Below are 22,946 nucleotides of genomic sequence, written 5' to 3' on the forward strand. Positions count from 1 at the left end.
TGTTGGGCAACTGGACAATCCGGGTGGGGTCATGCAGCACTGGTGCGGTGCCGTCGGTTGTGGCGGTTGGGTGGAACGGGGTGCGGAATGATCGTCAGGGACAGGCCGAACCTGTGGGATCTACTGACCGCGTTGCGCGGGTCGATCGTGCCGCGGATCGCGGTGCCGGTTCTGGTGCTGGCGGCCTGTGCGACGGCGGTGGTGGTGCTGGACCGCATCACGGGCGCGGTGCCGCGTCTGGACGGATCGGCCTTTGCGGTGTTCGGGATCGGGCTGTCGCTGTTTTTGGGGTTCCGCAACAACGCGGCCTATGACCGCTGGTGGGAGGCGCGCAAGCTCTGGGGTGGGCTATTGGCCGATCTGCGGGCGCTGGCGCGCGAGGCGGAGGTGTTTGTTGCAGATACGGGCGCGCGCCGCGCGATGCTGGAGGCGGCGCTGGATTTCATCCATGCCCATCGCATCAACCTGCGTGGCTTGCCGATGCGCGATGCGCCGCGCGCGGGCGTGGTGGTGTTGGCGGATGCGCCGCATCCGCCCTGTGCGGCGCTGGATGGTCTGGGGGCGCTGATCGCCGCCGGGCATCGCGCGGGCGCAGTCGACGGGTTCGGCGCGCGCAGCCTGACCGCGCGGATCGGGGGCATCGCCCAGCAGCAGGCCGGGTGCGAGCGGATCGCCAACAGCCCCCTGCCCTTTGTCTATTCGCTGCTGATCTATCGGACGAGCTACCTTTACTGCCTGCTTCTGCCCTTTGCGCTGACGGCCACCACCGGTTGGGCCACGCCGTTGTTCGTGGCGGTGGTGGGGTACATGTTCCTTGGGCTGGCGGAGGTGACGGAGGAGTTGAGCCATCCCTTCGCCACAAGCCCGAACGGAATCGCGATGGATGCCATTTGCCGGGCGGCGGAGATCAGCCTTGCGCCGCATCTGGGGCGGGTGGCGCCGCCGCCGCTGGCGCCGGTGGATCATTACCTGAGTTGAAAGGGGCGGACCTTTCGGCCCGCCCCCCATGCGATGCACATTGGCCGCGGTTCAGGCGGCGCCTTCACCCTTGCAGAGCGCGCGGTAGATCGCCCCGCCCAGCACGGCGCCGATGACCCAGCCATAGCCTTCCAGCTGCCCAAGCACCGGCACCCAGACGGTGGCGACCGAAAAGACCGCAGCCACGCCAAAGGCGATCAGCGCGTTGCGATGCCAGCCATTGGTGTAGTGGTAGCGCCCGCCATTCGTCTTGTAGAGGTCGGCGAGGTGGAGCTTTTCCTTGCGGATCAGGTAGTAGTCCACGATCAGGATGCCGTAGAGCGGGGCCAGCATGGCGCCCAGCGTATTGACGAAGCCCGCGATGCCAATCTGGCTGATGACGGCCGTCCAGAGCCCGCCGATGACCAGCGCGAAGCCCGAGGTGATGAGCCCCGCCTTGCGAAAGCCGATCCGATCGGGGGCGAGGTTGGCAATGCCGTTCACCGCAGGGATGAAGTTCGCCACAAGGTTGATGCCCACGGTCGCGGCAAAGAAGGTGATGGCGGCGATGATGCCGAGGAGCACGCTGTCGGTGCGTTCGACGATCTCGGTCGGGTTGATGATCTGCTCGCCATAGATCGCGGCCGCGCCCGCGGTGGTGAGCAGGGCCAGCGCCGAGAACAGGATCATGTTGAAGGGCAGACCGGCGAGGTTGCCTTTCACCATGGCGTCCTTGGTCCGGGCATAGCGGGAGAAGTCGCTGAAGTTGATCATGACGGCGGCGAAGTAGGCGATCATCGTGCCGATGATGGCGATGAAGCCCGCGATTTCGGTGCCCCATGTGGCATCGGGGCGGGTGAAGATCGTCTGGGCGTGGTGCAGAAGCTGGCCGTCGGAGCGGACCCAGAGCACGACGACAAGGCCGATCATCACGACGTAGACGAAGGGGCCGGCAAAGTTGAGAAAGCTTTCGACCCAGCCCATCCCGCGCCAGAAGATGGCGATGTGGAAGGCCCAGACGACCAGGAACGAGACCCAGTCGATCGCCCCGAGGCCGAGGAAGGTGGCCCCGTCCGTCGCGCCGGTGAGCAGCCGGATCAGTAGCGCCAGCGCGGTGGAGGCGAAGTAGACCTGCACGCCATACCAGAACACGGCCACAACCGCCCTGATGATGGCAGGCAGTTTCGCGCCGGACGTGCCCATGCTGGCGCGGGCGAAGACCGGGTAGGGGATACCGTAGCGTTCCCCCGCTGCGCCGGAGAGATTGACCATCACCATGACGAAAAGGCCCGCGGCGATGAGGGCGGCGAAGGCCGTCCACCCGCTGACCCCGTAGGAGATGAAGAGCGAGGCGACGAGCGTGTAGCCAAAGAGCGACTGCACGTCATTGGCCCAGACGTTGAAGATGGCGAACCAGCCCCAGCATTTTTCTTGGGGCGTGACGGGGCGCAGCGCATCGCTGTCGCTGGTCAGGGCTTCGGTCTGTGGAATGGATGTCATTGTTCCCTCCTGCGCGCGGCGCAGTTTCCTATTGGACGGTAAGGCGCGTGATCGGTCCGGTTTGGGGTGGACTCTGGTTTGGCATCACGTAATGTCGCACGTAAAATGTTACGTGATCTGTCAAGCGATGGATACCGGCAAGAGCCAAGAAACACCTTTAGGCTATCGGCGGAAATCGCGGATGTGACGGGGAGGGGGAAACATGGGGGGGATCACCGCTGCGGCGGATGCAAAGCTGACGGACCTGGCGCATGAGGCGCTGCTTGCGCAGTTGCGGGATGGGCGGCTGCCGGCGGGGATGTTCCTGTCGATGCCGATGCTGGTGGAGCGGCTGGGTTTTCCCATGGCGGCGGTGCGCGAGGCGGTGAAGCGGGCCGAGGGGCCGGGTCTGGTGACGGTGCTGCCCAAGCGCGGGCTGACGGTGATGACGGTCGGCCCCGAGGTGACGCGCGAATGTCTGGACCTGCGGGCGATCCTTGACGGCGAAGGGGCGCGGCGGCTGATCCGGGCGGGGGCGGACATGCCGCTGGTGGCCCTGCGCGAGGCGCATCTGCGGCTGCGCGATGCGGCGGCGGGGGCGGTGACGCCTGCGATGCAGCGCGCGGCCATCCAAACCGATCTGTCGCTGCATGACCTGTTGGCCACCGGGATCGGGGACGGGATCATGGGGCGGCTTTACGCCGAAAACCGCGACCGGATCGCGGTGATCCAGAACCAGCGCGCCTTTCTGCCCGACCGCATCGCATCGGCGATGGGGGAGCATCTGGAGATCATCGCCGCGCTGGAGGCGCGGGATGCCGAACGGGCGCAGGCGGCCATCGCCGCGCATCTGCACCAGACCAAGCGCTGGTGGGGCGTGGCCGAGGCAGACCCTGCGCCGGGGGGGTGAGCCCTTCTGCGGGGCGGGGCGGTTTGTTGTCTTTTGATTAATGGCAACGGGCTGTAAGCTTTCTGCCAAACCGCAAGCGGGGAGGCTTTCGGTGCTGGAGTACAGCCATGACTGGCGTTTGGTGCTGGCGGCCTTTGCCATCGCGCTGATGGCGGGGTTCACGGGGCTATCGCTCACACGGGGGGTGTCGCGCCGGTCGGTGGGCGAGCGGAAGGTGGCCGTGTCGATGGCGGCGGTGGCGCTGGGCGGTGGCATCTGGTCGATGCATTTCGTGGCGATGCTGGGGCTGCAACTGCCCATCCTGTACACCTACGACGCGCTGACGACGCTGGTTTCGGCGCTGGTGGCGATCCTGATGACGGGGCTGGCGCTGCTGATCCTGCATTTCCGGGCGCGCACGCGGCGGTCGATCACGCTGGCGGGGGTGATCATCGGGCTTGGCATCGCGCTGATGCATTACATCGGCATGTCGGGGATGGAACTGTGCCGGCCTGTCTATACGCCCATGGGGATTGCAGGGGCGCTGGTGGCATCAGTGGGCCTTTCGGTGCTGGCGGTGCGGCTGGCCTATTCCGAGCGCGGGCGGCGCAACATCGTGCTGGGGACGGTGGGGTTCGGCGTGGCGGTGGTGATGGTGCATTTCATTGCGATGGCGGGGACGGGATTCCTGTCCGACGGCGCGACCGGCGCCATCGGCCCGGCGCTGAGCAACGAGACACTGGCCATCATCGTGACGCTGGCGGCCTTTGTCATTTCGGCCGCCTTCCTGCTGACCGGGATCACCTTTGCGCCGCAGCCGGAGGAGGCGGCCGCGCCGGGTCTGGCGGGGGCGGCCCCGCCCGAGCCCGCGCCCACTGCTGCGCCACGGGCGGAACCGGCGGCGCTGCGGGTTCCGCATGAGCGGGAAGGGCGGACCTATTTTCTGGAACCCGCTGCGATTTCCGCCGTCCGCGCCGAGGGACATTACACCCTGCTGCAGAAGGGGGCGGAGACGCTGTTCTGCCCGTGGTCCATCTCGGAGGCGGAAGAGCGGCTGGCCCCGCTGGGCTTTTTGCGGGTCCATCGCAGCTACCTGATCAACCCCGCGCATGTGGTGAAGTTCGAAAGGTTGCGGGATTCCGGCCAGTGCAGCGTGGACGGGGCGGAAAGTCTGCGTATTCCGGTCAGCCGGGCGCGGTTGGCGGACCTGCGCGAGGCGTTGGGTCTGTAGCGCTGTCGCAGTTCGTGCGGACATTCCGCATCTGGTGCAAAACTGCGCTCCGTTCGCGTCTGGCCCCTCAACCTGCGGGCGGATCGCCATAGCCTTCCGAAAGCCTGCGCGGGACGGACGCGGATCGGGAGGAGCACATGATACCATCGGCCTTTGAGTATCACCGGCCGGGCGACCTTGCGTCGGCCCTGGGGATTTTGTCGGCATATGGCGATGAGGCGCGCGTCATCGCGGGGGGGCACAGCCTGATCCCCATGATGAAGCTGCGGATGGCGTCGGTCGGCCATCTGGTGGATCTGCAATCGGTGGCCGAGTTGCGGGGGATCACCGTGGCCGAGCGGGAGGTCACCATCGGGGCGATGGTGACGCAGGCCGAATTGATCAGCCATGATGGGCTGGCCAAGGCGGTGCCCATCCTGCGCGAGGCGGCGTTGCAGATCGCCGATCCGCAGGTGCGCTATGTGGGCACGGTGGGCGGCAATGTCGCCAATGGCGATCCGGGTAATGACATGCCGGGGCTGATGCAATGCCTTGACGCGCGGTTCACGCTGGTGGGGCCGGGGGGGCCGCGCGAGGTGCCGGCGCGGGCCTTCTATCACGGGCTTTACGCAACGGAGCGGGCGGAGGACGAAATCCTGACGCGGATCGCCATTCCCGTCCATGCGGGCGGCCATGCCTATGAAAAGCAGAAGCGCAAGATCGGGGATTATGCCACGGCGGCGGCGGCGGTGCTTCTGACGAAGTCTGGTGGCAAGGTGGCCAGTGCGTCGGTTGCGATGACCAACCTGTCGGATGTGCCGGTCTGGTCAGAGGCGGCGGCGGCGGCGCTGGTGGGGCGCGACTGCGGCGCAGAGGCGGTGGCGGATGCAGTGGCGGCCATGCTCGCGGATATTGATCCGCAAGCCGACAATCGCGGGCCGATCGCGTTCAAGAAACATGTGGCGGGCGTGATCCTTGGCCGCGCGATTGCGCGCGCCTGGTCGCGGGCCTGAGGGGGAGAGGGCGATGGGAAAGAAGATGCAGATCAGCCTGACCGTGAACGGTGAGGTGCATTACATTCTAGCTGAGCCGCGCGAATTGCTGATCCACACGCTGCGGGAACGGCTGGGCCTCACCGGGCCGCATATCGGCTGCGAGACCAGCCATTGCGGGGCCTGCACGGTGGATATGAACGGGCGGTCGGTGAAGGCCTGCACGGTGTTCGTGGCGCAGGCGGATGGGGCGGAGATCACCACCATCGAAGGCTTGGGCAGCCCCGACGGGCTGCATGTGCTGCAGCGGACCTTCCGCGAACATCACGGGCTGCAATGCGGCTATTGCACGCCGGGAATGATCACCCGCGCGCATCGGTTGCTGATCGAGAACCCGAACCCGACCGAGGAGGAGGTGCGGTTCGGCATGGCCGGGAACTTGTGCCGCTGCACCGGATACCAGAACATCGTGAAGGCCATTCTGGCCGCCGCGTCCGAGATGAATGCGAAGGAGGCCGCGGAATGAACGATCTGACGCCAAGCCGCGAAGAGCGGATCGCCAACCTCAAGGGTCTGGGGTCCAGCCGCAAACGGGTGGAGGATGTGCGCTTCACCCAAGGCAAGGGCAACTATGTCGATGACATCAAGATGGCAGGGATGCTGTTTGGTGATTTCGTCCGCTCGCCCTATGCCCATGCGCGGGTCGTGTCGATAAATGCCGATGCAGCCCGCGCGCTGCCCGGTGTGGTGGCCGTGCTGACGGCGGCCGATCTGGCGCCGTTGAACCTGCACTGGATGCCCACGCTGGCGGGCGACAAGCAGATGGTGCTGGCCGATGGCAAGGTGCTGTTCCAGGGGCAGGAGGTGGCCTTTGTCGTGGCGACCGACCGCTATATCGCCGCCGATGCCATCGAACTGGTGGAGGTGGAGTATGAGGAACTGCCCGTCGTGGTGGACCCCTTCGCCGCCCTGGCGCCCGATGCGCCGGTGCTGCGCGAGGATCTGAACGGCATCCTGTCGGGCGCGCATGGGCCGCGGCGGCATCACAACCACATCTTCCTGTGGGAGACGGGCGACAAGGCGGCCACGGAAGAGGCGCTTGGCGCGGCGGAGGTGGTGGCGGAGGAGGTGGTCTATTACCACCGCACCCATCCCTGCCCGCTGGAGACCTGCGGCTGCGTGGCCAGCATGGACAAGGTGAATGGCAAGCTGACCGTCTGGGGGACGTTTCAGGCGCCGCATGTGGTGCGCACCGTGGCCTCTCTCCTGTCGGGGATCGAGGAGCACAATATCCGGGTGGTATCGCCCGATATCGGCGGGGGGTTTGGCAACAAGGTGGGGGTCTATCCCGGCTATGTCTGCGCCATCGTCGCCTCAATCGTCACGGGCAAGCCCGTGAAGTGGGTCGAGGATCGGATGGACAACCTGATGGCCACGGCCTTTGCCCGTGACTACTGGATGAAGGGCCGGATCAGCGCCACGAAAGAGGGCAGGATCACCGCGCTGCATTGCCATGTGACCGCCGATCACGGAGCGTTTGACGCCTGCGCGGACCCGACCAAGTTCCCGGCGGGGTTCTTCCATATCTGCACCGGCAGCTATGACATTCCGGTGGCCTATGTGGGGGTGGACGGGGTCTATACCAACAAGGCCCCGGGCGGCGTGGCCTATCGCTGTTCCTTCCGCGTGACGGAGGCGGCCTATTTCATCGAACGGATGATCGAGGTGCTCGCGATTGAGCTGGGGATGGATGCGGCAGAGTTGCGGCGCATCAACTTCATCCGCAAGGACCAGTTCCCCTATCAGTCGGCGCTGGGCTGGGAGTATGACTCGGGCGATTACCACACCGCTTGGGACAAGGCGCTGGCGGCGGTGGATTACAAGGGGCTCAGGGCCGAACAGGCGCAAAGGCTGGCCGAATTCAGGGCGGGCAGGACGCGCAAGCTGTTGGGCATCGGGCTGACGCATTTCACCGAAATCGTGGGGGCCGGCCCGGTGAAGAATTGCGACATCCTTGGCATGGGGATGTTCGATAGCTGCGAGATCCGCATCCACCCGACGGGCAGCGCGATCGCGCGGCTGGGCACGATCAGCCAGGGGCAGGGACATGCCACGACATTCGCCCAGATCATCGCCAGCGAGATCGGGCTGAGTGCCGACAGCATCACGGTGGAGGAAGGCGATACGGATACGGCGCCCTATGGTCTGGGCACCTATGGCAGCCGGTCGACGCCCGTTGCAGGGGCGGCGACCGCGCTGTGCGGGCGCAAGATCCGCGCCAAGGCGCAGATGATCGCGGCCTGGCTCTTGGAGGTGCATGAGGGCGATCTGGAATGGGATGTGGACCGCTTTCAGGTGAAAGGCGCGCCGGAGCGGTTCAAGACCATGAAGGACATCGCCTATGCGGCCTATAATCAGGCCATTCCGGGCATCGAACCGGGGCTGGAGGCGGTGTCCTACTATGATCCGCCCAACATGACCTATCCCTTCGGCGCCTATATCGCGGTGATGGAGATCGACGTCGATACCGGCGAGCATGCGGTGCGGCAGTTCTACGCGCTGGATGATTGCGGCACCCGGATCAACCCGATGGTGATCGAGGGGCAGGTCCATGGCGGGGCGACGGAAGGCTATGCCATCGCGATGGGGCAGGAGATCGCCTATGACGAGATCGGCAATGTCAAGACCGGGACCTTGATGGATTTCTTCCTGCCCACCGCCTGGGAGACGCCGCATTACACGACCGACCACACCGAAACCCCGTCGCCCCACCATCCCATCGGGGCCAAGGGGGTGGGCGAAAGCCCGAATGTGGGATCGGTTCCGGCGTTTTCGAACGCGGTGCATGATGCGTTCCGGCCCTTTGGATTGCGCCAGTCGCATATGCCGCATGACCATTGGCGCATCTGGAAGATCGCCCGTGATCTGGGTCTCCATGGCTGATGACGGCAGGGGGGGCAACGGCCCCCCCTGACCCCCCCTTTCCCCTTATCCCGGCGGGACACTCTTGATGACCACTGCCGCCACCGTGCAATCCGGCCTTGCCGCGCAGGGTTATGTCGCCAGCGACGATCTGGCGATGGCGGTGCATCTGGCGCTTGTTCTGGGGCGGCCCTTGCTTCTGGAAGGGGCGGCGGGGGTGGGGAAGACGGAAGTCGCGCGCGCCTTGGCGGCGTGGAAGGGCTGCGCGCTGATCAGGCTGCAATGCTATGAGGGGCTGGACGCGGCGCAGGCGATCTATGAGTGGAATTACCAGCGGCAGCTTCTGGCGATCCGGGCCTTGGCCGAAGGCGGCGAGACGGGAAGCGCGGTGGAGGCGCGGCTGTTTTCCGAGGCCTATCTGCTCGAACGGCCCTTGCTGGCCGCGATCCGCCAGCCGGTTGCCCCCGTGTTGCTGATCGACGAGATCGACCGCGCGGATGAGGCGTTCGAGGCCTATCTGCTGGAGGTGTTGTCGGATTTCCAAATCACCATCCCCGAGATGGGAACGATCCGCGCGGTGACGCGGCCCATGGTGATCCTGACGGCGAATGGCACGCGGGATCTGTCAGACGCGCTGCGGCGGCGCTGTCTTTATGCGCATGTGGATTACCCCGATGCGGCGACGGAACTGGCGATCCTGCAGGCGCGCCGCCCGGACATGGGTGCGGCGCTGGGGCAGCAGATCGTGGGTTTTGTCCAATCGCTGCGGAAGGAGGCGTTGGAGAAGAAGCCCGGCGTGGCCGAGATGCTGGATTTCGCGGCTGCCCTCGCGGGCTTGGGGGTGGCGGATCTGACGGCTGATCCGGGCGTGTTGCAGGCGGCGCTTGCGACCTTGCTGAAAACGCAAGGGGACCGCGCGGCGGTGACCACAGAAGTGGCCCAGCGGCTGGCGGGGCGCGCGGCATGAGGGGGGCGGTGACCCGCTTTGCCGCGCGCGATCCGGGGCCGGTGGCCCGCGTGGCGGGGTTCATGGCGCATTTGCGTGACAACGGGTTCCGGCTGGGCATTGCCGAGGCAGAGGTGGCGATGGCCGCGCTGGCGGTGACGCCTGCGGATGAGGCGTCGGTGCGCCGCGCGTTGAAGGTGGTGGCCTGTGGCTGCGCCGAGGATTGGGCGCGGTTCGATGCGGTGTTCGACAGTTACTGGCGCAACGGCGGGCGGGTGCGGCGCAAGGTCGTGCCTGCCGCCCCGCCACCCCATGCCCGCCCCGCGCGCGGGGCCGAGGGCGACAGCGGCACGGGGCGCGGTCAAGCCGAGGCCCCGGACAGCGGGCGCGCGGGCGAGAGCGAGGCCGGGGGACCCGGGCGGCTGGTGGCGACAGCGGTGCGCAACCTGCGGCGCACGGATTTGCGCGAGCTTGTGGCGGCCGAGGATATCCGCGCGGCAGAGGTGGTGGCGATCCGGCTGGGGCAGGCGCTGCGCGACCGGCGGTCGCGGCGGGCTAAGGCGGCGCGGCGGGGCGCCCGGATCGACCTGCGCCGCACCATCCGCGCCTCGCTGGCCACGGGGGGGGAGCCGATGCGTCTGGCACGGCGACGGCGCCCGGATCGCCCGGTGCGGATTGCGGCGCTGGTTGATGTGTCGGGGTCGATGACCGTCTATGCGCGCCCCTTTCTTGCCTTTCTGGCGGGGCTGATGCGGGCGGACGGGCGGGCGGATGCCTATCTGTTCCACACCCGCCTTGTCCGGGTGACCGAGGCGCTGCGGGACGAGGACCCGCTTCGCGCGCTTGACCGGATCACGCTGCTGGCCGACGGCTTTGGCGGCGGCAGCCGGATCGGGGCAGCGCTGGCGCAGTTCGCGGCTACCCACGCGCGCCGCTTCGTGAACGGGCGCAGCGTGGTGATGATCCTGTCGGATGGCTATGACACGGCGCCGTCGGACGCGCTTGCACAGGCGATGGCGCGGCTGGCGCGGCGCGGATGCCGCATCCTGTGGCTGAACCCGCTGAAGGGCTGGCGCGACTATGCGCCGGTGGCCGCCGGGATGGCGGCGGCCCTGCCTTACCTTGATCTGTTCGCCCCTGCGGCCACGCTGGACGATCTGGCCGCGCTGGAAAAGGAGCTTGCCCGCCTATGATGCCCGCCCGTTTCGACAGCCGGTTCGAGGCCACGCTTTCCACCCTGCGCGCGCAAGGGGTGCCGTTCGCGATTGCCACCGTGGTGCGCACGGTGGATGCCACCAGTGCCAAGCCGGGGGCGAAGGCGGTGGTGCTGCCGGACGGGACGATTGCCGAGGGCTGGATCGGCGGCGGATGCGCGCGGTCTGCGGTGGGCAAGGCGGGCGCGGCGGCGATCCGCGAGGGACGCCCGCAATTCATCTCGCTGCGCCCGGAAGAGTTGCTGGCGGCGGAAGGGGTGGCTGCGGGCGACGAGCGGCACGGGGTGCGGTTCGCGCGAAACGGCTGCCCGTCGAAGGGCTCCATGGATGTGTTCGTGGAGCCGGTGCTGCCCCAGCCGCGGCTGGTGGTCTTTGGCGCGGGGCCAGTTGCGATGGCGCTGTGCGATCTGGCGGGGCGGTTTGACCTGCATCGCACACTGGCCGCGCCGGGGCTGACTGATGGTGCGGCCGAGCATGTGCAGGATGGCTTTGCGCTGGAGGCGGGGGCGCTGGGGCAGCGCTATGTCGTCGTGGCCACGCAGGGCAAGGGCGATGAGGCGGGCTTGCGTGCGGCGCTGGCATCGGGGGCAGATTACGTGGCGTTCGTGGGGTCGCGCCGGAAGTTCGCGACGCTGGCCGAACGGCTGGTGGCCTCTGGCGTGCCGCTGGAAGACATCGCGCGGGTGAAGGCCCCGGCCGGGCTGGATATCCACGCGATCACGCCCGAGGAGATCGCCCTGTCGATCCTGGCCGAGATCACGCTGTGCCGTCGTGCGGGCGGGCGGGAGGTGGGGCATGATTGAACAGACCCGAGAAGACGGCCACCATACCTCGCAACCGAAAGGATTGCTTAAGCGGCTTACGGCCCTGTTCTTTCGGCCTTTGACGCAGGCGCAACTGGAAGTGCTGGCGCAGGTGAAACCGCCTTGCTGCTGAGGCCGGTCAATGGCGACGGCTTGCGTCAACCGAGAGCGGGGCGGTGACTGCGAAGTGGAGATCCTGGACCAGCGGCTGATCTTCGATCATCTCGATCATCCCGTTGAGATGGATGTGAAAATTAGCGAAAAACACACAGTCACCGTAGAATACAACGGAAGATGCACGCCAGTTTCCGAAATCATCGCGGCCGTGCAGGGCGGGGGGGCGAAAGAGCGAGCGGAGCACACTGCGATCTGCGGAAGGGGGGAGAAAACCCAGATCGGGCCGGTCAACGATCAGGAATGGACCTTCGGCCCCGCGCACGAAAAAGCAGAAGAAGGCCAGATATTCCAGCGCGGTGGCCTTGGTGAGGATGGGCGGGTTACTTTCGTTCAGGTCGTGGATCGGCGGTGAGGTGCCATCAAGGATGCGCAAGACATCGCCATCGTCCAGAAAGCAGCGCCGCGCGCCTTCGGGAAGCCATGCGTCGCTGGTGAATTCAAGCAGGACGGCATCATCGTAGAACGAAAGCGGGATGCGGCGGCCCTGACAATGGCGCAGCGGCATTACATCGGGATGCTGGCGCGCAAGGCGCCCCGCGATTTCGGCCACCTCCTCCGGCGTCAGATCCCGACCATTGTCCTGTTCAAGGCTTTGCAGCTGCCGGGACATCGTCAGTTCCTTTTCGTGAAATGGCGCTCTTCAAGTGCACGGATCTGTTCGGCGCAGTCTTCGGGGGCAACGCCAGAGGGCGGGCGGCGGCTTTTATCCAGCGGCAAGGGGAAATCGGCTTGTGCGGCAATACGGGCGAACTTTTCGACTTCGCCTTTGCTGGCCAGACGATGCAGGATCGAGGGTCCGGAGGCGACCTCTCGAATGGTTGTGTCGGGCGGGTCGAAAAAATCCGCCTCCATCGCGATGAACTGCGCCCGGCTGGCTTCGGGCGCGAAGGCCGAGGGGGGCAGGCCCCAGCCATTTCGCGGCAGTCGGGTCCGGCGCGCTCGCGCGAGGCGCTCGAAGACGTCCGGCCGGTTCAGCATGGCGAGAGTGTGCAGGATCGTGTGGTGCATGTCGTCGAGGCTTTGGGTGATCCCCGGTCCGGCCTCGACGCAGGCCAAGGCGACACTTTCATCGCCGGCCGGGAGGGCGGCGGACAGGAGCAGCGACAGCGACAGGCCTTCATCTTCCGCCCTGCGGGCATGATCGAGCAGCGCACGGCGCAGGTTGGGCATCCCGCGGGAAATAGCGAGTTTGGCGAGTTTGCGGAAATGTCCGAAAATGGCAGCGGGGGAGATCAGGCCTTCCTGCATCGCCAGGGCCAACGTTCCGCCGCGCCTCGCTTCGATGATATGTCCAAGCCCGGTCTTATCGTGCAGAACATCGCTCAGGCAATGCGGCGCGTCGCGGATGATGCGCAAGGCGCGGTGTGGCTGAAAACTGGTAAGTTCATGGATGCGGTAATCATCCGACATGCTAGCGTAGTCGGATGGAGTGCGCGGATCGCCCCGCAGCACTTCGCGGGCGTCGGGGAAGGCATCGGCGCGTTCGTAGGCGGTCTTTTCGGACGTGTTCTTGCGATTTGGGTCGATCCGGCCATCCTGCAGCAAAACCTCTACTGTTCGGCGGGCGCGGCGTTGTTCATCCTCTCCAGGTGCTGAGTTGAGAGGAACTACCGAGCTATGGAGCAGGGTGTTGCCACTATCCGGGTGGGTGTGGACCGCATGTTCGGGGTTGCAGAGACCACAATCGAGGAGCAGCTGGACCGTTGCCGGGCGCTTGTAATAGGCAGCCTCGGCCAAAGGTGTGTACCCATGCGTGCTGGGCGTGTTCAGGGCTTCGTTCAGGATCGGTTCCGGGAGAGCGGCGAGAAAGAACGAGATCATTCGGTGATGACCTTTCGAGGCGGCTTCGGCAAGGGCGAGGCGACCATCACTGTCGCGGGCGAGCGGATCTGACAGGGGGAGCAAAATCTCGAAGCATCGGACGGTTCCCGCAGATGCGGCGAGGTGGAGTGGTGTATGCTGATAGCCATTCTGCACTTTCGGGTCGGCACTCCGCGCGAGGGCGCGCGTCAGCGTGTGCAGGCAGTCATTCTGGGCCGCGACATGGAGTATGGTCGTGCTCCCTGGCCCGATCGGCGCATTCACGTCGGGGTAGTATGTCAGGAGTTTGTCCACCACGCCGGTGAGGCGGTTCACAATGGCCGCGGCAATCGGATGCCATATGCCTTCGTCCTCAAGTGGCGACAGACCGGCCTGAAGCAGTAGGTCGATGGCCGCGCCATCGGTCCAGCAGGCCATACCCAGAAGGGACTCGTTAGTTTTCGTTCGGATCTGAAGGCACTCGGGATGGATGGAAAGGAAGCGGCGCAGAAGGCTTTCGAGGTGGTAGCTGGCGGCAAGCGCAGCGTAGCGGCGGTCAATTTTCGTCCCCGGAACGACAAGAAAGGGGTCGTCGGCCTGTTCGAAGACGCGGATTGCAAAGCGGCGCAGGTCCGCATCTTCGGGGCCGATTTCCGCATCGCTGCGGCTCGGCCAGACGGCACGATATTCCTGCAGGATGCAGGCGGCATCGGCAATCGCTTGGGGCGTGGAAAAAGCGGGAGACAGCGACGTTTGGGGCTGCTTGCGCAGCCAACGTTTGGCCTCGGTGCGGAAGTTGGCCTCGACCTCCAGATAGTCCTGCTGGCGTTCAAGCCAGTTGCGCGCTGGTTCCCAGCGGTCGAGCACGGATTGGTGCACGAGGCGCACAAGATCGAGGTGGATTTCGGTTCCGGCAGGGACAAGCAGCCGCGCCTTGCGGAAGCTTTGCAGCAAGGCGCGATGGGTCCCATAGCCGCCACGTCCGGGAGCGGCGAGAAGGCGGACGCGTCCGTCGAGATCCATGCCCACGAGTGGTGCGAGCAGGTGATGCAAGTCGAGATCGTGCTGATCCTTGTCTTGCTTGCGCGACACGGCCCCAGCCTGACGCCATGCTTCTTCGGCGATACGTGCGATCATGCCGCCAAAGTCGATGCGGTTTGGCCCTGTCCCGAGGTGTTCGAGCGTGAGCGTCTCGCTTGGGCGGGCGGCATCATTCATCGAGGCCGAGAAATCGCCGCCACCCGAGCCAGCAGCCAGATATTCGAACCGATCGAACAGTTGCGCCAGCCAGAGGCCGACCAGGGGCAGAACCGACGAGTCCTGGCCCTGATCGCGAGCGAAGGCGCTTACTTTTTCACCCAGTTCCTCCAGCAGGTCGCCGTCGAGAATGATGCGGGCGCGGGCAAAGCCGCTTTCGGCTATCTGGCGGATTTCCCGGGCCTGCACGTCGAGATCATGGCGGAGGATGGCTGCATTCAGATATTTCTGGATCTCAAGCGTCTTGAAGGTGGCCTTGCGGCGGTTCTCTAGCGTTGCGACGAAGGTGACATCAGGCGAAGGCAGAAGCGCGGCAAGGAAATGGATCACCGCCCACCATCCATGGCCCGCATCAGTCTGGGGCTTGGTGGTGGCGAGTTCATCCAGAATCTCTTCGAACTGGTCGAGACCAATGGTCAGGTGTCGCTTCTGGCTGGCAAGTCGGGCGGCAACCTGTTGTGCCAGTTCCGCGATCTGGGCCTGGCGCAGCACCGATTTTGCGCGTGGCCGCCAGTCGGGGGCGATGGTTTCGCAAAGCCTATCGAGGAAATGAGTGAACAAGGCACCAGTCAGGGCAAGATCGGTGGGCCGGATCACGAAAACAATCTCGTCGGCCAGTCGAAGCCTGCGCAGGACGCCCCCTTGCAGAAGTGAAGACTTCCCGCAACCACTTGGCCCTTCAAGAAGGTGAATTACTGGGTGGCCGGTGCCGCGGTTCGACAGGATGCCGGTCAGGATTTCGCTGAGCAGGCTGTCACGTCCGGGCGGGGCGCTGTCATCATCGAGTTTCCAGTGGTCGAGCGATTTCTTGAACGGATTGCCCGCGGATTCGAAACCGAAGCGTTGCCGCAGTTTCACGTCAAGCCGTGCCATCACGTCACTGGCCATGGCCTCGGCCGAGGGGTAGGCGCGCACGGGCTGAATACGGCTGGCAAGGAAGGAAAGCAGGTTGAAAAGGGCCTGGGTCTGCCGGTGATAATCCTTTTTCAAACGTGTCTCGCGTTCAGCATCGGGCAAGGTCGGGGGGGCGATGTCGTGTTCGACTCGCCGATTGCCGAAGATCACCTGATTGCGGCACAGATCGCGCACCACCTCGGTGCTGGCGACGCAGCCAAGGACAAGGTTGTCCTTGCCGTCAGGTGTCGTGAGCGCGGAAAAAAGTTCGAAAACTGTTCCGGTCAGGGGGAAGCCGCCGGTGGCAAGGGCGGCTGCTTCGGCTTCGGCTGTATTTGGCCAAGGATGAACGATTCCCGCCTGCCCCGGCGAGGCGCGGTATTCTATGAATCGGTTCAGCAGGGCAGGGTCGAGGGTGTCGATTAACGGGACACCGCAACGTTCGGAAAAGAGGCAGACCGTAAGCAGGATTTCGGGTTCGTTCGGATCCAGCAGTTGCTGCTGGATTGGAGCCCGGTCTGCCAGCGTGCGCCCGTTGTCAGTTGCGGTTTTCCAGTAATAGGGTTCGGCGCGGTTGGTGGCATTGTGCTGGATCAGCCAATTGCCGATTCTGGCGTGAAGTGAAGACAATTGAGGGGTGATATCCGAAGAGCCGGAAAGAAAGATCCGTGAGTGTGACAAGAACTGCACCTCGGAATCAAAAAGATTAAAGCTTGATGGCGTGACGATAGCGCGGGCAGTGCTGGGCGTGTCAACCTTGCAAACACGTCCGACGGTTCAGATCAGCCAGTTCTCCAGATCCACATGGCGCCGGATGTGTGTTTTGGCGAGTTCGTAGAGCGGACCAATTGCTTCGGGGCGGTCAATGGCGCGCAGGCTGTTTAGGCTGATCCGGGCTGGATCATGGCCGAGGCTGCGGAGGTCATCTGTTTCGAGGGAAAGGTCGAGGCGCAGGAATGTGAAAAGCGGATCGCCCGCGAGGTGTTCCTGTGCGAGGGTCCCGATCTCGCTGTCGATCCGCGACGGGTTGGGGGAAATGCCCATCCATTCCATCATGGTAAGGCTGATCTGATCGCCGTCGGCACTGACTCCGAGAAGTGACCGGACCGCATGCATGAAGGCGCTTGTATTGCGCACCCGATGCAGGGGAACCCGGGCGCGGAGGCGACCGGTGCCAAGCGACAGGATGAACAGGTTTTCCGGTCCGAGCGGCCAGTTCAATCCGAAGGCGCGCAGACGTGCTAAGCGCAGAAGGGCCAAGCTGGGATCGTTATAGACACTGAGGCCGCCATCGACAAAGACGCCGGGCGGTTGACCCCGCGCGATTTCCAGTTCCTGATGGCTGAACAGGGTGGGGGCTGCAGAGGCTGCGCGCAGGAGGCGGGCCACTTCGAAGTGGCGGTTGCCGATCCATTGCCCATCTGGGCCATCATTGAAATAAGGCGATGTGGGGATATTGGACACGATCCAAGGGGCCCCGGTGTCGAGCCGTTTGGTCACGATTGCAAGGTGGGTGCGGAAATCCGGATCGCCAAGTCTGAGCGCCCCAACGTCGCGGCGTAATTCGCGTTCGAGTCCTGCGCAATCGAACACGGGCGCCAGCCCGTACTTCCACCAGCGGCGATCGGAAAAGAAGTTTCTGGCGCGTACAAGATAGAAATCGCGGATTTCAGACAGCGGTTTACCGAGGGCGAGGGCCGTGGCGATCAGGGCACCGGTGGAGGTGCCTCCGATCAGATCGAACCAGTCACAGATTTGACCGGGGCCGTGGCGACGGCGGTACTCGGCTTCGATTGCTTCAAGAAAAGCGACCTCGATGATGCCGCGCAATCCGCCTCCGGACAGGGCGAGGATGCGGCGCGGTGCGGTCATGGAACGGTTGCTGCATCGACGGATACGGGATCGGGCGATGGGTCCGGTAAGAGGTGTAGGGAGGGAAGCGGAAGGGGCGGATATCGGCGGGTGACATCAATCACCAGATCCGACGGCAGGTCGGCCAGCGCAGCGGAGAGCAACCTGATCGCAAGGCTTTCGTGATGGCCACGGCTGCGGTCTGCGGGAAGGACAACGGGGCCGGTGAGGATCAGGTGAAGACGGGTTGCAGTGCCCCCTTTCTTGCCCGCCCATGCGTGGATGGACCGGGCGCTTGCATCAAGGTGGCTTTCCGCTGGAAGGGTATCGGGGTCGATCAGCAATTCGACCTGCGTGACGGTGGACAGATCGTGCGGCAGGGGATCATTCAGCCTCTGGCGCAGGACATTGCGAGGGGCTGCACAAGGGTCGCGGCAGCTGGCGCGTGCAAGGCCGGCGTCCAGCGACACCAGATCGTAGCCTTGCGCCATCGGCGGTAGGTCGGCGAAGGGGCGCAGGTGGATGTGGTGACGATAGATGTTGTTGCGAATGCCGGTCGGGCTGGGCATCCAGCCATTGCTGATCCGTTCGACCGACCAGACTGTGTGTTCGACCTCGGCGAGGCAGCGCAGGAGATCGTCCTGCGGGGTAAAGACGGCGGGGCCGGGCCGGCCCTTCTCTTGCGCATCGCGGGCGGCGCGGGCGCGATCCGTGACGCCCGCGATGCGGGCGCGAAGGTCGCGAACGTGGTCTTTGGCGAGGGTGGGGTGATATCCCTTGCGAAAGTCGCGCCAATCAAAGCCCAGTTCCCGTATCTTGAAGCCCATGTGCCGTGCCGGGCGACGGTTCGAGGCGCGCATGTTTTCGGGCAGGGCGAGCCAGTCTTGGCGGTAACGGTCGGTGCTGGGAGTGACGGCGGCAGTCTCTTCCGGGGGGGAGCTCGCGGGTGGGGCCTTGTCCACCTCCTGATAGGCCCGGTGAATGGCGCGCGCCAGAACTTCATGCGCGTCGCTCAGGAGAGGTGAGTGCTGGACGGTTTCGACAGCGCCGCCGAAATACTGAATCAGACCAAAAAGGTTGCGGGGGCCCGGCAGGGGCATCTGCAGGCCGGCGCCCCAGAGCCGCACGAAGATGGGTACGGCACGACGGGTGCGTCGCTGCATCGCGATTTCGAGTTGCAACGCAGCGGCCTGATTTCGGCAATCGTCACCGCAGGAGAAGAGCCAGGCTGTCGGCCCTTCGGCGACTTCAGGACCGTCGATCGCGAGAAGCAGGTCGTCGCGGGTGAAATCCGTCAGCTCGACGTCTAGCGTGTGAAAGGTGATCGGAACCCAACCTTCGCAAGCCGGGCTTTCATGGCCTTGGATGGCAGCGACATGGTTTTCCATCAGACGCGGATAGCTGGCGCGAAGACGGGCTTCGACCTGGGCCGCGTTGCGGTCGAGGACTGTGATCCGGGGAGGTTTCAGGTCATGGGCGTAGGATGTAAGCAGGGTTTCGATGAGGATTGCCTCGCCTTGATGGCCGAGCCCGACGATTACCAGATGCACGCGCTCTTGCCCGTGGTCGCGGGCGCGTTGGACGAGGTCTGCGCGATAGGCAAAGCTGCACGCGGCCTCTACGCGGAGATTGAAGGGTTGGAAGCTGGCTTCCTGCCGATTGGCAAGATCGCGTGCCTCGGTGAGATTGGCGAGCAGTGCAGGATCGGTGATATGCGCGGCCAAGGGCCATTCCCCTTGTGCGGTCTGTCCGGCAGGGCGGCCCTCGGTTCTGTCGGAGGCCTTGAATTCCCTCATCACTATGCCCCGTTCGACATGGGGCGCAATGATCGAAGCGACTTCGATCGTACGGATGTCATCGCCGAGGGCCACGATCACGCGGTCGGCGCGGTCTGGCCGGATGCGATCAATCGTGAGGGGGTCGGACAGTTCGGCTTCGATCAGTCGGATGCCCAAGTCGCGGGCAAGGCGGCGATCTGCGGCGTCAAACTGGCGATCTACCGCGGTGATCGGCAAGGTGCTGCAGCCTTGCTTGAGCGCGAGTGCGACGGCGCGGTTGATCTGGCCAAAGCCAACCAGAAGGAGGCGGTTCTCAGAGCGGAAGCGGGTTTGCAACCAGAGAAGCAGATCGTTCCAGGTTGATCTGAAGAAAACTGAAATGACGGCCCATGCTGCCACCAAAAAGGCGAGGTAGCGCGAAACCTGCAGCCAGGGGTTCAGGGGGCCATTCGGCATGCCATCGGCTGTTGCGCAGGTGGCAAGGTCGAAGTTCAAGCCAAAGGTCTGGAATGTTCTGTAGAGCGCATCGAGGAAGTCGTTTGGCGCAAGCGGACCGCATTGCCGTTTCACTTGAGTGAAACCGATGACGCCCGTGACGATCACTGTGAAGGCCAGAAGGAGAAGGCCGTATCTGCGCAACAGGAGAAGGGCTGACATCATGGGCATCCACAGTCTTGGGAAATGAGCAGGTTGATTCGGATGGCGCGTTGTTGCCGTCGGTATCCGATCCGTGTTTGGATGCCTTCTGCCGCTTCATGCGGGTGCAGTAGGGTGGGACCAGCGGGATGGGCCAAGACGAGGTCTTGCGCATGGGTGTGACGGGACATCGTTCCAATCTGATGGACCAGGCGACCCTGGCGCGGCTTGCGCCGGTGGTGCAGCAAGTGCTGCAGGTCTGTGCGCTGTCCGGATCGCAGGATCGTTGGCTGATCAGCGGCATGGCCGATGGGGTCGATCTTTTGGTAACTACAATGGGCGCCGAGATGGGATACCGGCTTGAGGCGATCCTTCCTTTTGCGAGAAGCGCCTATGTGATGGCGTTTCCCGAGGCCGTGCGGCGCCAATTCGAGGACTTGTTGGCAAGGCCCGGACTCGCACAGGTTGTCGAGATTTATTCCGGCGTCGTGCCCCCGCCGGGCGAGGCGCGCGATGCGGCATTTCTGGCGGCCGGGCGGCGGATGCTGGATATCAGCAAATGCCTTCTTGCAATCTGGGACGGCGCGCCAGCCCGCGGACCGGGCGGGACCGGACAGATAGTTGCCGAGGCGATCGCGCGTGGCTTGCCTGTCCTGTGGATCGACTTGGCGGGTCATTTGCGGGTTCACCGGGGACGGGCCGGTTGGGCGGTGGTAGAGCCTGCTGCCGCATGGGAGGTAGTGTCCGTCGGACAATTCCCCGGGAGCGGCTAGAACAAGGCTGCGCACCTGGATCATGGCGGGTCGTCCGCCCGCTGTGCAAAAAGGTCGAGCAGGGCATCCGCGATCATCGCATCGATGGCGTTTGATGGGCCCGGCCCGCGCGCCGCGGCGGAGGGTGGGATTTGCTGTGCCGGGGCTACAACACGCCGTTCGGGGCGGATGTATTCCCGCAGGATCACACGTTCGGGCACCGGATCTGTGCCCGGTTCGAAAAGCGGGTTCTCGTCGAACTGGCCGGAGAAGACGGGATCGGTTCGATAGTTGGGCACCTGCGCGACCACGGCCTCGTCTCCCGCGATCTGCAGAAGCATTTCGTTGTTCTCGAGCCCGAGAAAGGTTTCTGCCGACACAAACCCTACGAGGCGCGATACATCTTGTGCGGCGGAAAGATTGTTCGCGCCGAAGGCCTGAAAGACCTTGCAATTGTTGACCATCGTTGCCCAGTCGATAGGGTAAAGCGCCTTGAGTTGGCTGGTATCCTGCCAGAAGCTCCAGGTCTGGAGGCCATAACCGCGCAGCAGCGTGATGGCAGTACGCAGTTCATCCAGCGGGCCAAGCTGGGCCGCCTCGTCGAGCAGAAAGAGTGTCGGTCTAGGCGGACGGGCACGACGACGGGTGATGAGTTTCAGAAGGGTGCTGACCCAGAGCCGCAAAAGGCGGGCGTGGCTTTCCATCATGTGTGGAGGCAGCACGATGAAGATGGTCAACGGATCGCCGCGCGTCACGCTGTCTAGAGGGAAGCTTGTGGTTCTGGTGGCCTCATGGATCTGGGGGCCACGAATGAAATCGACGCCCTCCTGAGCAAAGGAGACGATACCACCAAAGGTTTCATGGGCCTGAAGCCCAAGGTCGTTCGCGCCGAGCCTGACCTCGGGGTGGAGCGATGCCTTGAACCTTTCGATCAGGTCTTCCCGATCCGATGTCAGCGCGCCAATCAGGTTGCGAAGTGTGAAGAGCGTACGGTCCTGCGGCGGCAAGTCAGTGACCAAATGGAGAATCGTCGAAAGCAGAAGTTGCCGGGCGCGGTTGATCCAGTAACTGTTGCGCCCCTCGCCCAAGGTGGCAGGCAACAGCGCCGATACCACGGCAACGGCTTCGTCTACTCCACTGGGGCTGTAGGGGTCGATCAGATCCAGCGGGTTGATACTGCCCGATGGCAGGCCGGTGATGCCCATGGGATCGACCACGACGACATCCTGCCCGAGTTCGCGCCTTCGTCGCGCGGTGACGAGAGCGTTCTCGCCCTTCGGGTCGATCACGATGGCGGGGCCGGTATGGCGCAGAAGCGCTGGGATAATGCAACCGACGCCCTTGCCGGAACCTGTCGGGGCGATCGTGATGAGATGGCCTTCGTTTTCCAGCAGGATCGGGTCCACATAGCCTGACGCGGCGCGGCCGCCGCCGTTGCCGTAGCTGAAGCCCATCGGTTGGCGAATATGGGACTTTTCCATCGACCAGCCCACGAGGATTCCCTCTGGCGGGACGTCCTCGGGCAGGCGGGCGGCAATAGAGGTGGCCGGAAGGGCGAATGAAGACAGGAGCGAGGTCATGTGACGGCCTCTTCCTCAAGTCGGAAACGTCCAGTTCCCAAAAAACGAATCCTGGGTCGGCGCTGCACGTCCGAGGCGAGCTCGGTATCATCCAGCATTTCCACAACGCCAGATGCGTGCAGCCCGAACCGGCAAGAGAAAAGAGTGTCTGCATAAAGCACGGTGGCCCGAAAACACATCAGATGATCCCCGTCGTGCTCAGGGTCTGTGGTGAGGGGCGCGATCTTGAAGGCGGTATCGTCCGGCAGGTGCAACAAGGTGCTGTCGGTCAAGATCTCGAACGGTCCCATCTCGCCGTGGACGAAATAGCAGAAGAAGCGCAGATAGGCGGATTGCGCCTCGGTATCGAGCAGGGTGATGCCATGCAGCGCGTTGTGCATGTGCAGGGCGTGCGCGTTTCCGTCGAGTGCGGTGAAGCCATCCGGTCCATACAGAAGGCTGTGCGTGCGCGCTCGTTTGCCCTCTGGCGGGTCAGATTGACGAACGTGAACGTCGCAGAGCAGCCAGCCGGGAAAGAAAGTCAGGGGCAGGAACCTTATGGCCGACACAGAGGCCGGAAGAATGTCTGGAAAGGCTGCCTCGGCAAGGCGTTGCAGGAAGAGGGCGATGCGATCTGGTTCCGGCGATTGCCATGGTCCCGGAACAGGTGGCGCGAGGTCAAACTCCCCTTCCAGCGGAGGCGCGATAAGGGGCAAGCTCTGCTGCACAGCATTCTCGTAAACTTGGATGAACGCAGTCTATGGGCGCGACAAGGCCTGTCAAGAACCGAAGTCATCAAGCAAAGAGACTCGACTTCCCCTGAGCGGCAA

18 protein-coding genes are annotated in these 22,946 nt (G+C 64.5%); 11 read left to right on the plus strand and 7 right to left on the minus strand.

The genetic code is table 11. From position 1 onward, the window contains the following. Positions 1-87 precede the first annotated feature (87 nt). Positions 88-978 carry a bestrophin family protein gene (locus GU920_RS09375; protein ID WP_161766769.1) on the plus strand — a complete coding sequence of 297 codons (891 nt, stop codon included), beginning with the start codon at positions 88-90 and terminating at the stop codon, positions 976-978. Positions 979-1,029: 51 nt separating this feature from the next. Here the strand turns inward: GU920_RS09375 and GU920_RS09380 are convergent, their stop codons facing one another. After that, positions 1,030-2,457 (minus strand): NCS1 family nucleobase:cation symporter-1, encoded by a 1,428-nt coding sequence (locus GU920_RS09380; protein ID WP_161766770.1) that lies wholly within the window; start codon positions 2,455-2,457, stop codon positions 1,030-1,032. Positions 2,458-2,659: 202 nt separating this feature from the next. Between GU920_RS09380 and GU920_RS09385 the strand changes: the two genes are divergently transcribed. The 9 genes from GU920_RS09385 to GU920_RS09425 all read left to right on the plus strand — a co-directional run bounded on the left by GU920_RS09385 (position 2,660) and on the right by GU920_RS09425 (position 11,545). Beyond that, a complete protein-coding gene (locus GU920_RS09385; protein WP_161766771.1) occupies positions 2,660-3,346 on the plus strand; it encodes a GntR family transcriptional regulator in 687 nt (228 codons plus the stop codon). Between the two features lie 40 nt (positions 3,347-3,386). After that, on the plus strand, positions 3,387-4,556 hold the full coding sequence (locus GU920_RS09390) for an MHYT domain-containing protein (protein ID WP_201744074.1): 1,170 nt from the start codon (positions 3,387-3,389) through the stop codon (positions 4,554-4,556). A 137-nt stretch (positions 4,557-4,693) separates the two neighbouring features. Continuing rightward, positions 4,694-5,548 (plus strand): FAD binding domain-containing protein, encoded by an 855-nt coding sequence (locus tag GU920_RS09395; RefSeq protein ID WP_161766772.1) that lies wholly within the window; start codon positions 4,694-4,696, stop codon positions 5,546-5,548. Between the two features lie 13 nt (positions 5,549-5,561). Further along, positions 5,562-6,053, plus strand: coding sequence for a (2Fe-2S)-binding protein (locus tag GU920_RS09400; RefSeq protein ID WP_161766773.1), 492 nt, complete (start codon positions 5,562-5,564; stop codon positions 6,051-6,053). Continuing rightward, positions 6,050-8,470, plus strand: coding sequence for an aerobic carbon-monoxide dehydrogenase large subunit (locus GU920_RS09405; RefSeq protein ID WP_161766774.1), 2,421 nt, complete (start codon positions 6,050-6,052; stop codon positions 8,468-8,470). Before GU920_RS09400 ends, GU920_RS09405 begins: the two co-directional genes overlap by 4 nt. Before the next feature lie 67 nt (positions 8,471-8,537). Further along, entirely contained in the window at positions 8,538-9,416 is an 879-nt protein-coding gene (locus tag GU920_RS09410; protein WP_161766775.1) for an AAA family ATPase, read from the plus strand. Then, positions 9,413-10,588, plus strand: coding sequence for a vWA domain-containing protein (locus GU920_RS09415; RefSeq protein WP_161766776.1), 1,176 nt, complete (start codon positions 9,413-9,415; stop codon positions 10,586-10,588). The genes GU920_RS09410 and GU920_RS09415 overlap by 4 nt, the downstream gene beginning before the upstream one ends. Beyond that, positions 10,585-11,412, plus strand: a complete 828-nt coding sequence (locus GU920_RS09420) for an XdhC family protein (protein WP_201744075.1) — start codon at positions 10,585-10,587, stop codon at positions 11,410-11,412. Before GU920_RS09415 ends, GU920_RS09420 begins: the two co-directional genes overlap by 4 nt. Next, on the plus strand, positions 11,405-11,545 hold the full coding sequence (locus GU920_RS09425; RefSeq protein ID WP_161766777.1) for a hypothetical protein: 141 nt from the start codon (positions 11,405-11,407) through the stop codon (positions 11,543-11,545). Before GU920_RS09420 ends, GU920_RS09425 begins: the two co-directional genes overlap by 8 nt. 6 nt (positions 11,546-11,551) lie before the next feature. On the opposite strand, the gene GU920_RS09430 is transcribed toward GU920_RS09425, so the two are convergent. The 4 genes from GU920_RS09430 to GU920_RS09445 form a co-directional block, all read right to left on the minus strand. Next, a complete protein-coding gene (locus GU920_RS09430; RefSeq protein ID WP_161766778.1) occupies positions 11,552-12,199 on the minus strand; it encodes a hypothetical protein in 648 nt (215 codons plus the stop codon). Between the two features lie 2 nt (positions 12,200-12,201). After that, positions 12,202-16,230, minus strand: a complete 4,029-nt coding sequence (locus GU920_RS09435; RefSeq protein WP_161766779.1) for an nSTAND1 domain-containing NTPase — start codon at positions 16,228-16,230, stop codon at positions 12,202-12,204. An 87-nt stretch (positions 16,231-16,317) separates the two neighbouring features. Further along, positions 16,318-17,412 (minus strand): patatin-like phospholipase family protein, encoded by a 1,095-nt coding sequence (locus tag GU920_RS09440; protein ID WP_161766780.1) that lies wholly within the window; start codon positions 17,410-17,412, stop codon positions 16,318-16,320. Further along, positions 17,409-19,829 (minus strand): NAD-binding protein, encoded by a 2,421-nt coding sequence (locus tag GU920_RS09445; RefSeq protein WP_161766781.1) that lies wholly within the window; start codon positions 19,827-19,829, stop codon positions 17,409-17,411. Before GU920_RS09445 ends, GU920_RS09440 begins: the two co-directional genes overlap by 4 nt. Positions 19,830-20,008: 179 nt before the next feature. Here GU920_RS09445 and GU920_RS09450 point away from each other — a divergent pair, with 179 nt between their 5' ends. Next, the gene (locus tag GU920_RS09450) at positions 20,009-20,578 is read left to right on the plus strand and encodes a hypothetical protein (protein WP_161766782.1); all 570 of its coding nucleotides are present in this window, start codon (positions 20,009-20,011) and stop codon (positions 20,576-20,578) included. Positions 20,579-20,598: 20 nt separating this feature from the next. Here the strand turns inward: GU920_RS09450 and GU920_RS09455 are convergent, their stop codons facing one another. Beyond that, positions 20,599-22,137 (minus strand): type IV secretory system conjugative DNA transfer family protein, encoded by a 1,539-nt coding sequence (locus GU920_RS09455; RefSeq protein ID WP_161766783.1) that lies wholly within the window; start codon positions 22,135-22,137, stop codon positions 20,599-20,601. Continuing rightward, a complete protein-coding gene (locus GU920_RS09460) occupies positions 22,134-22,844 on the minus strand; it encodes a hypothetical protein (protein WP_161766784.1) in 711 nt (236 codons plus the stop codon). The genes GU920_RS09455 and GU920_RS09460 overlap by 4 nt, the downstream gene beginning before the upstream one ends. Positions 22,845-22,946 lie beyond the last annotated feature (102 nt).

Origin of the sequence: Paragemmobacter ruber (assembly GCF_009908315.1) — a bacterium.
Lineage (GTDB): Bacteria > Pseudomonadota > Alphaproteobacteria > Rhodobacterales > Rhodobacteraceae > Paragemmobacter > Paragemmobacter ruber.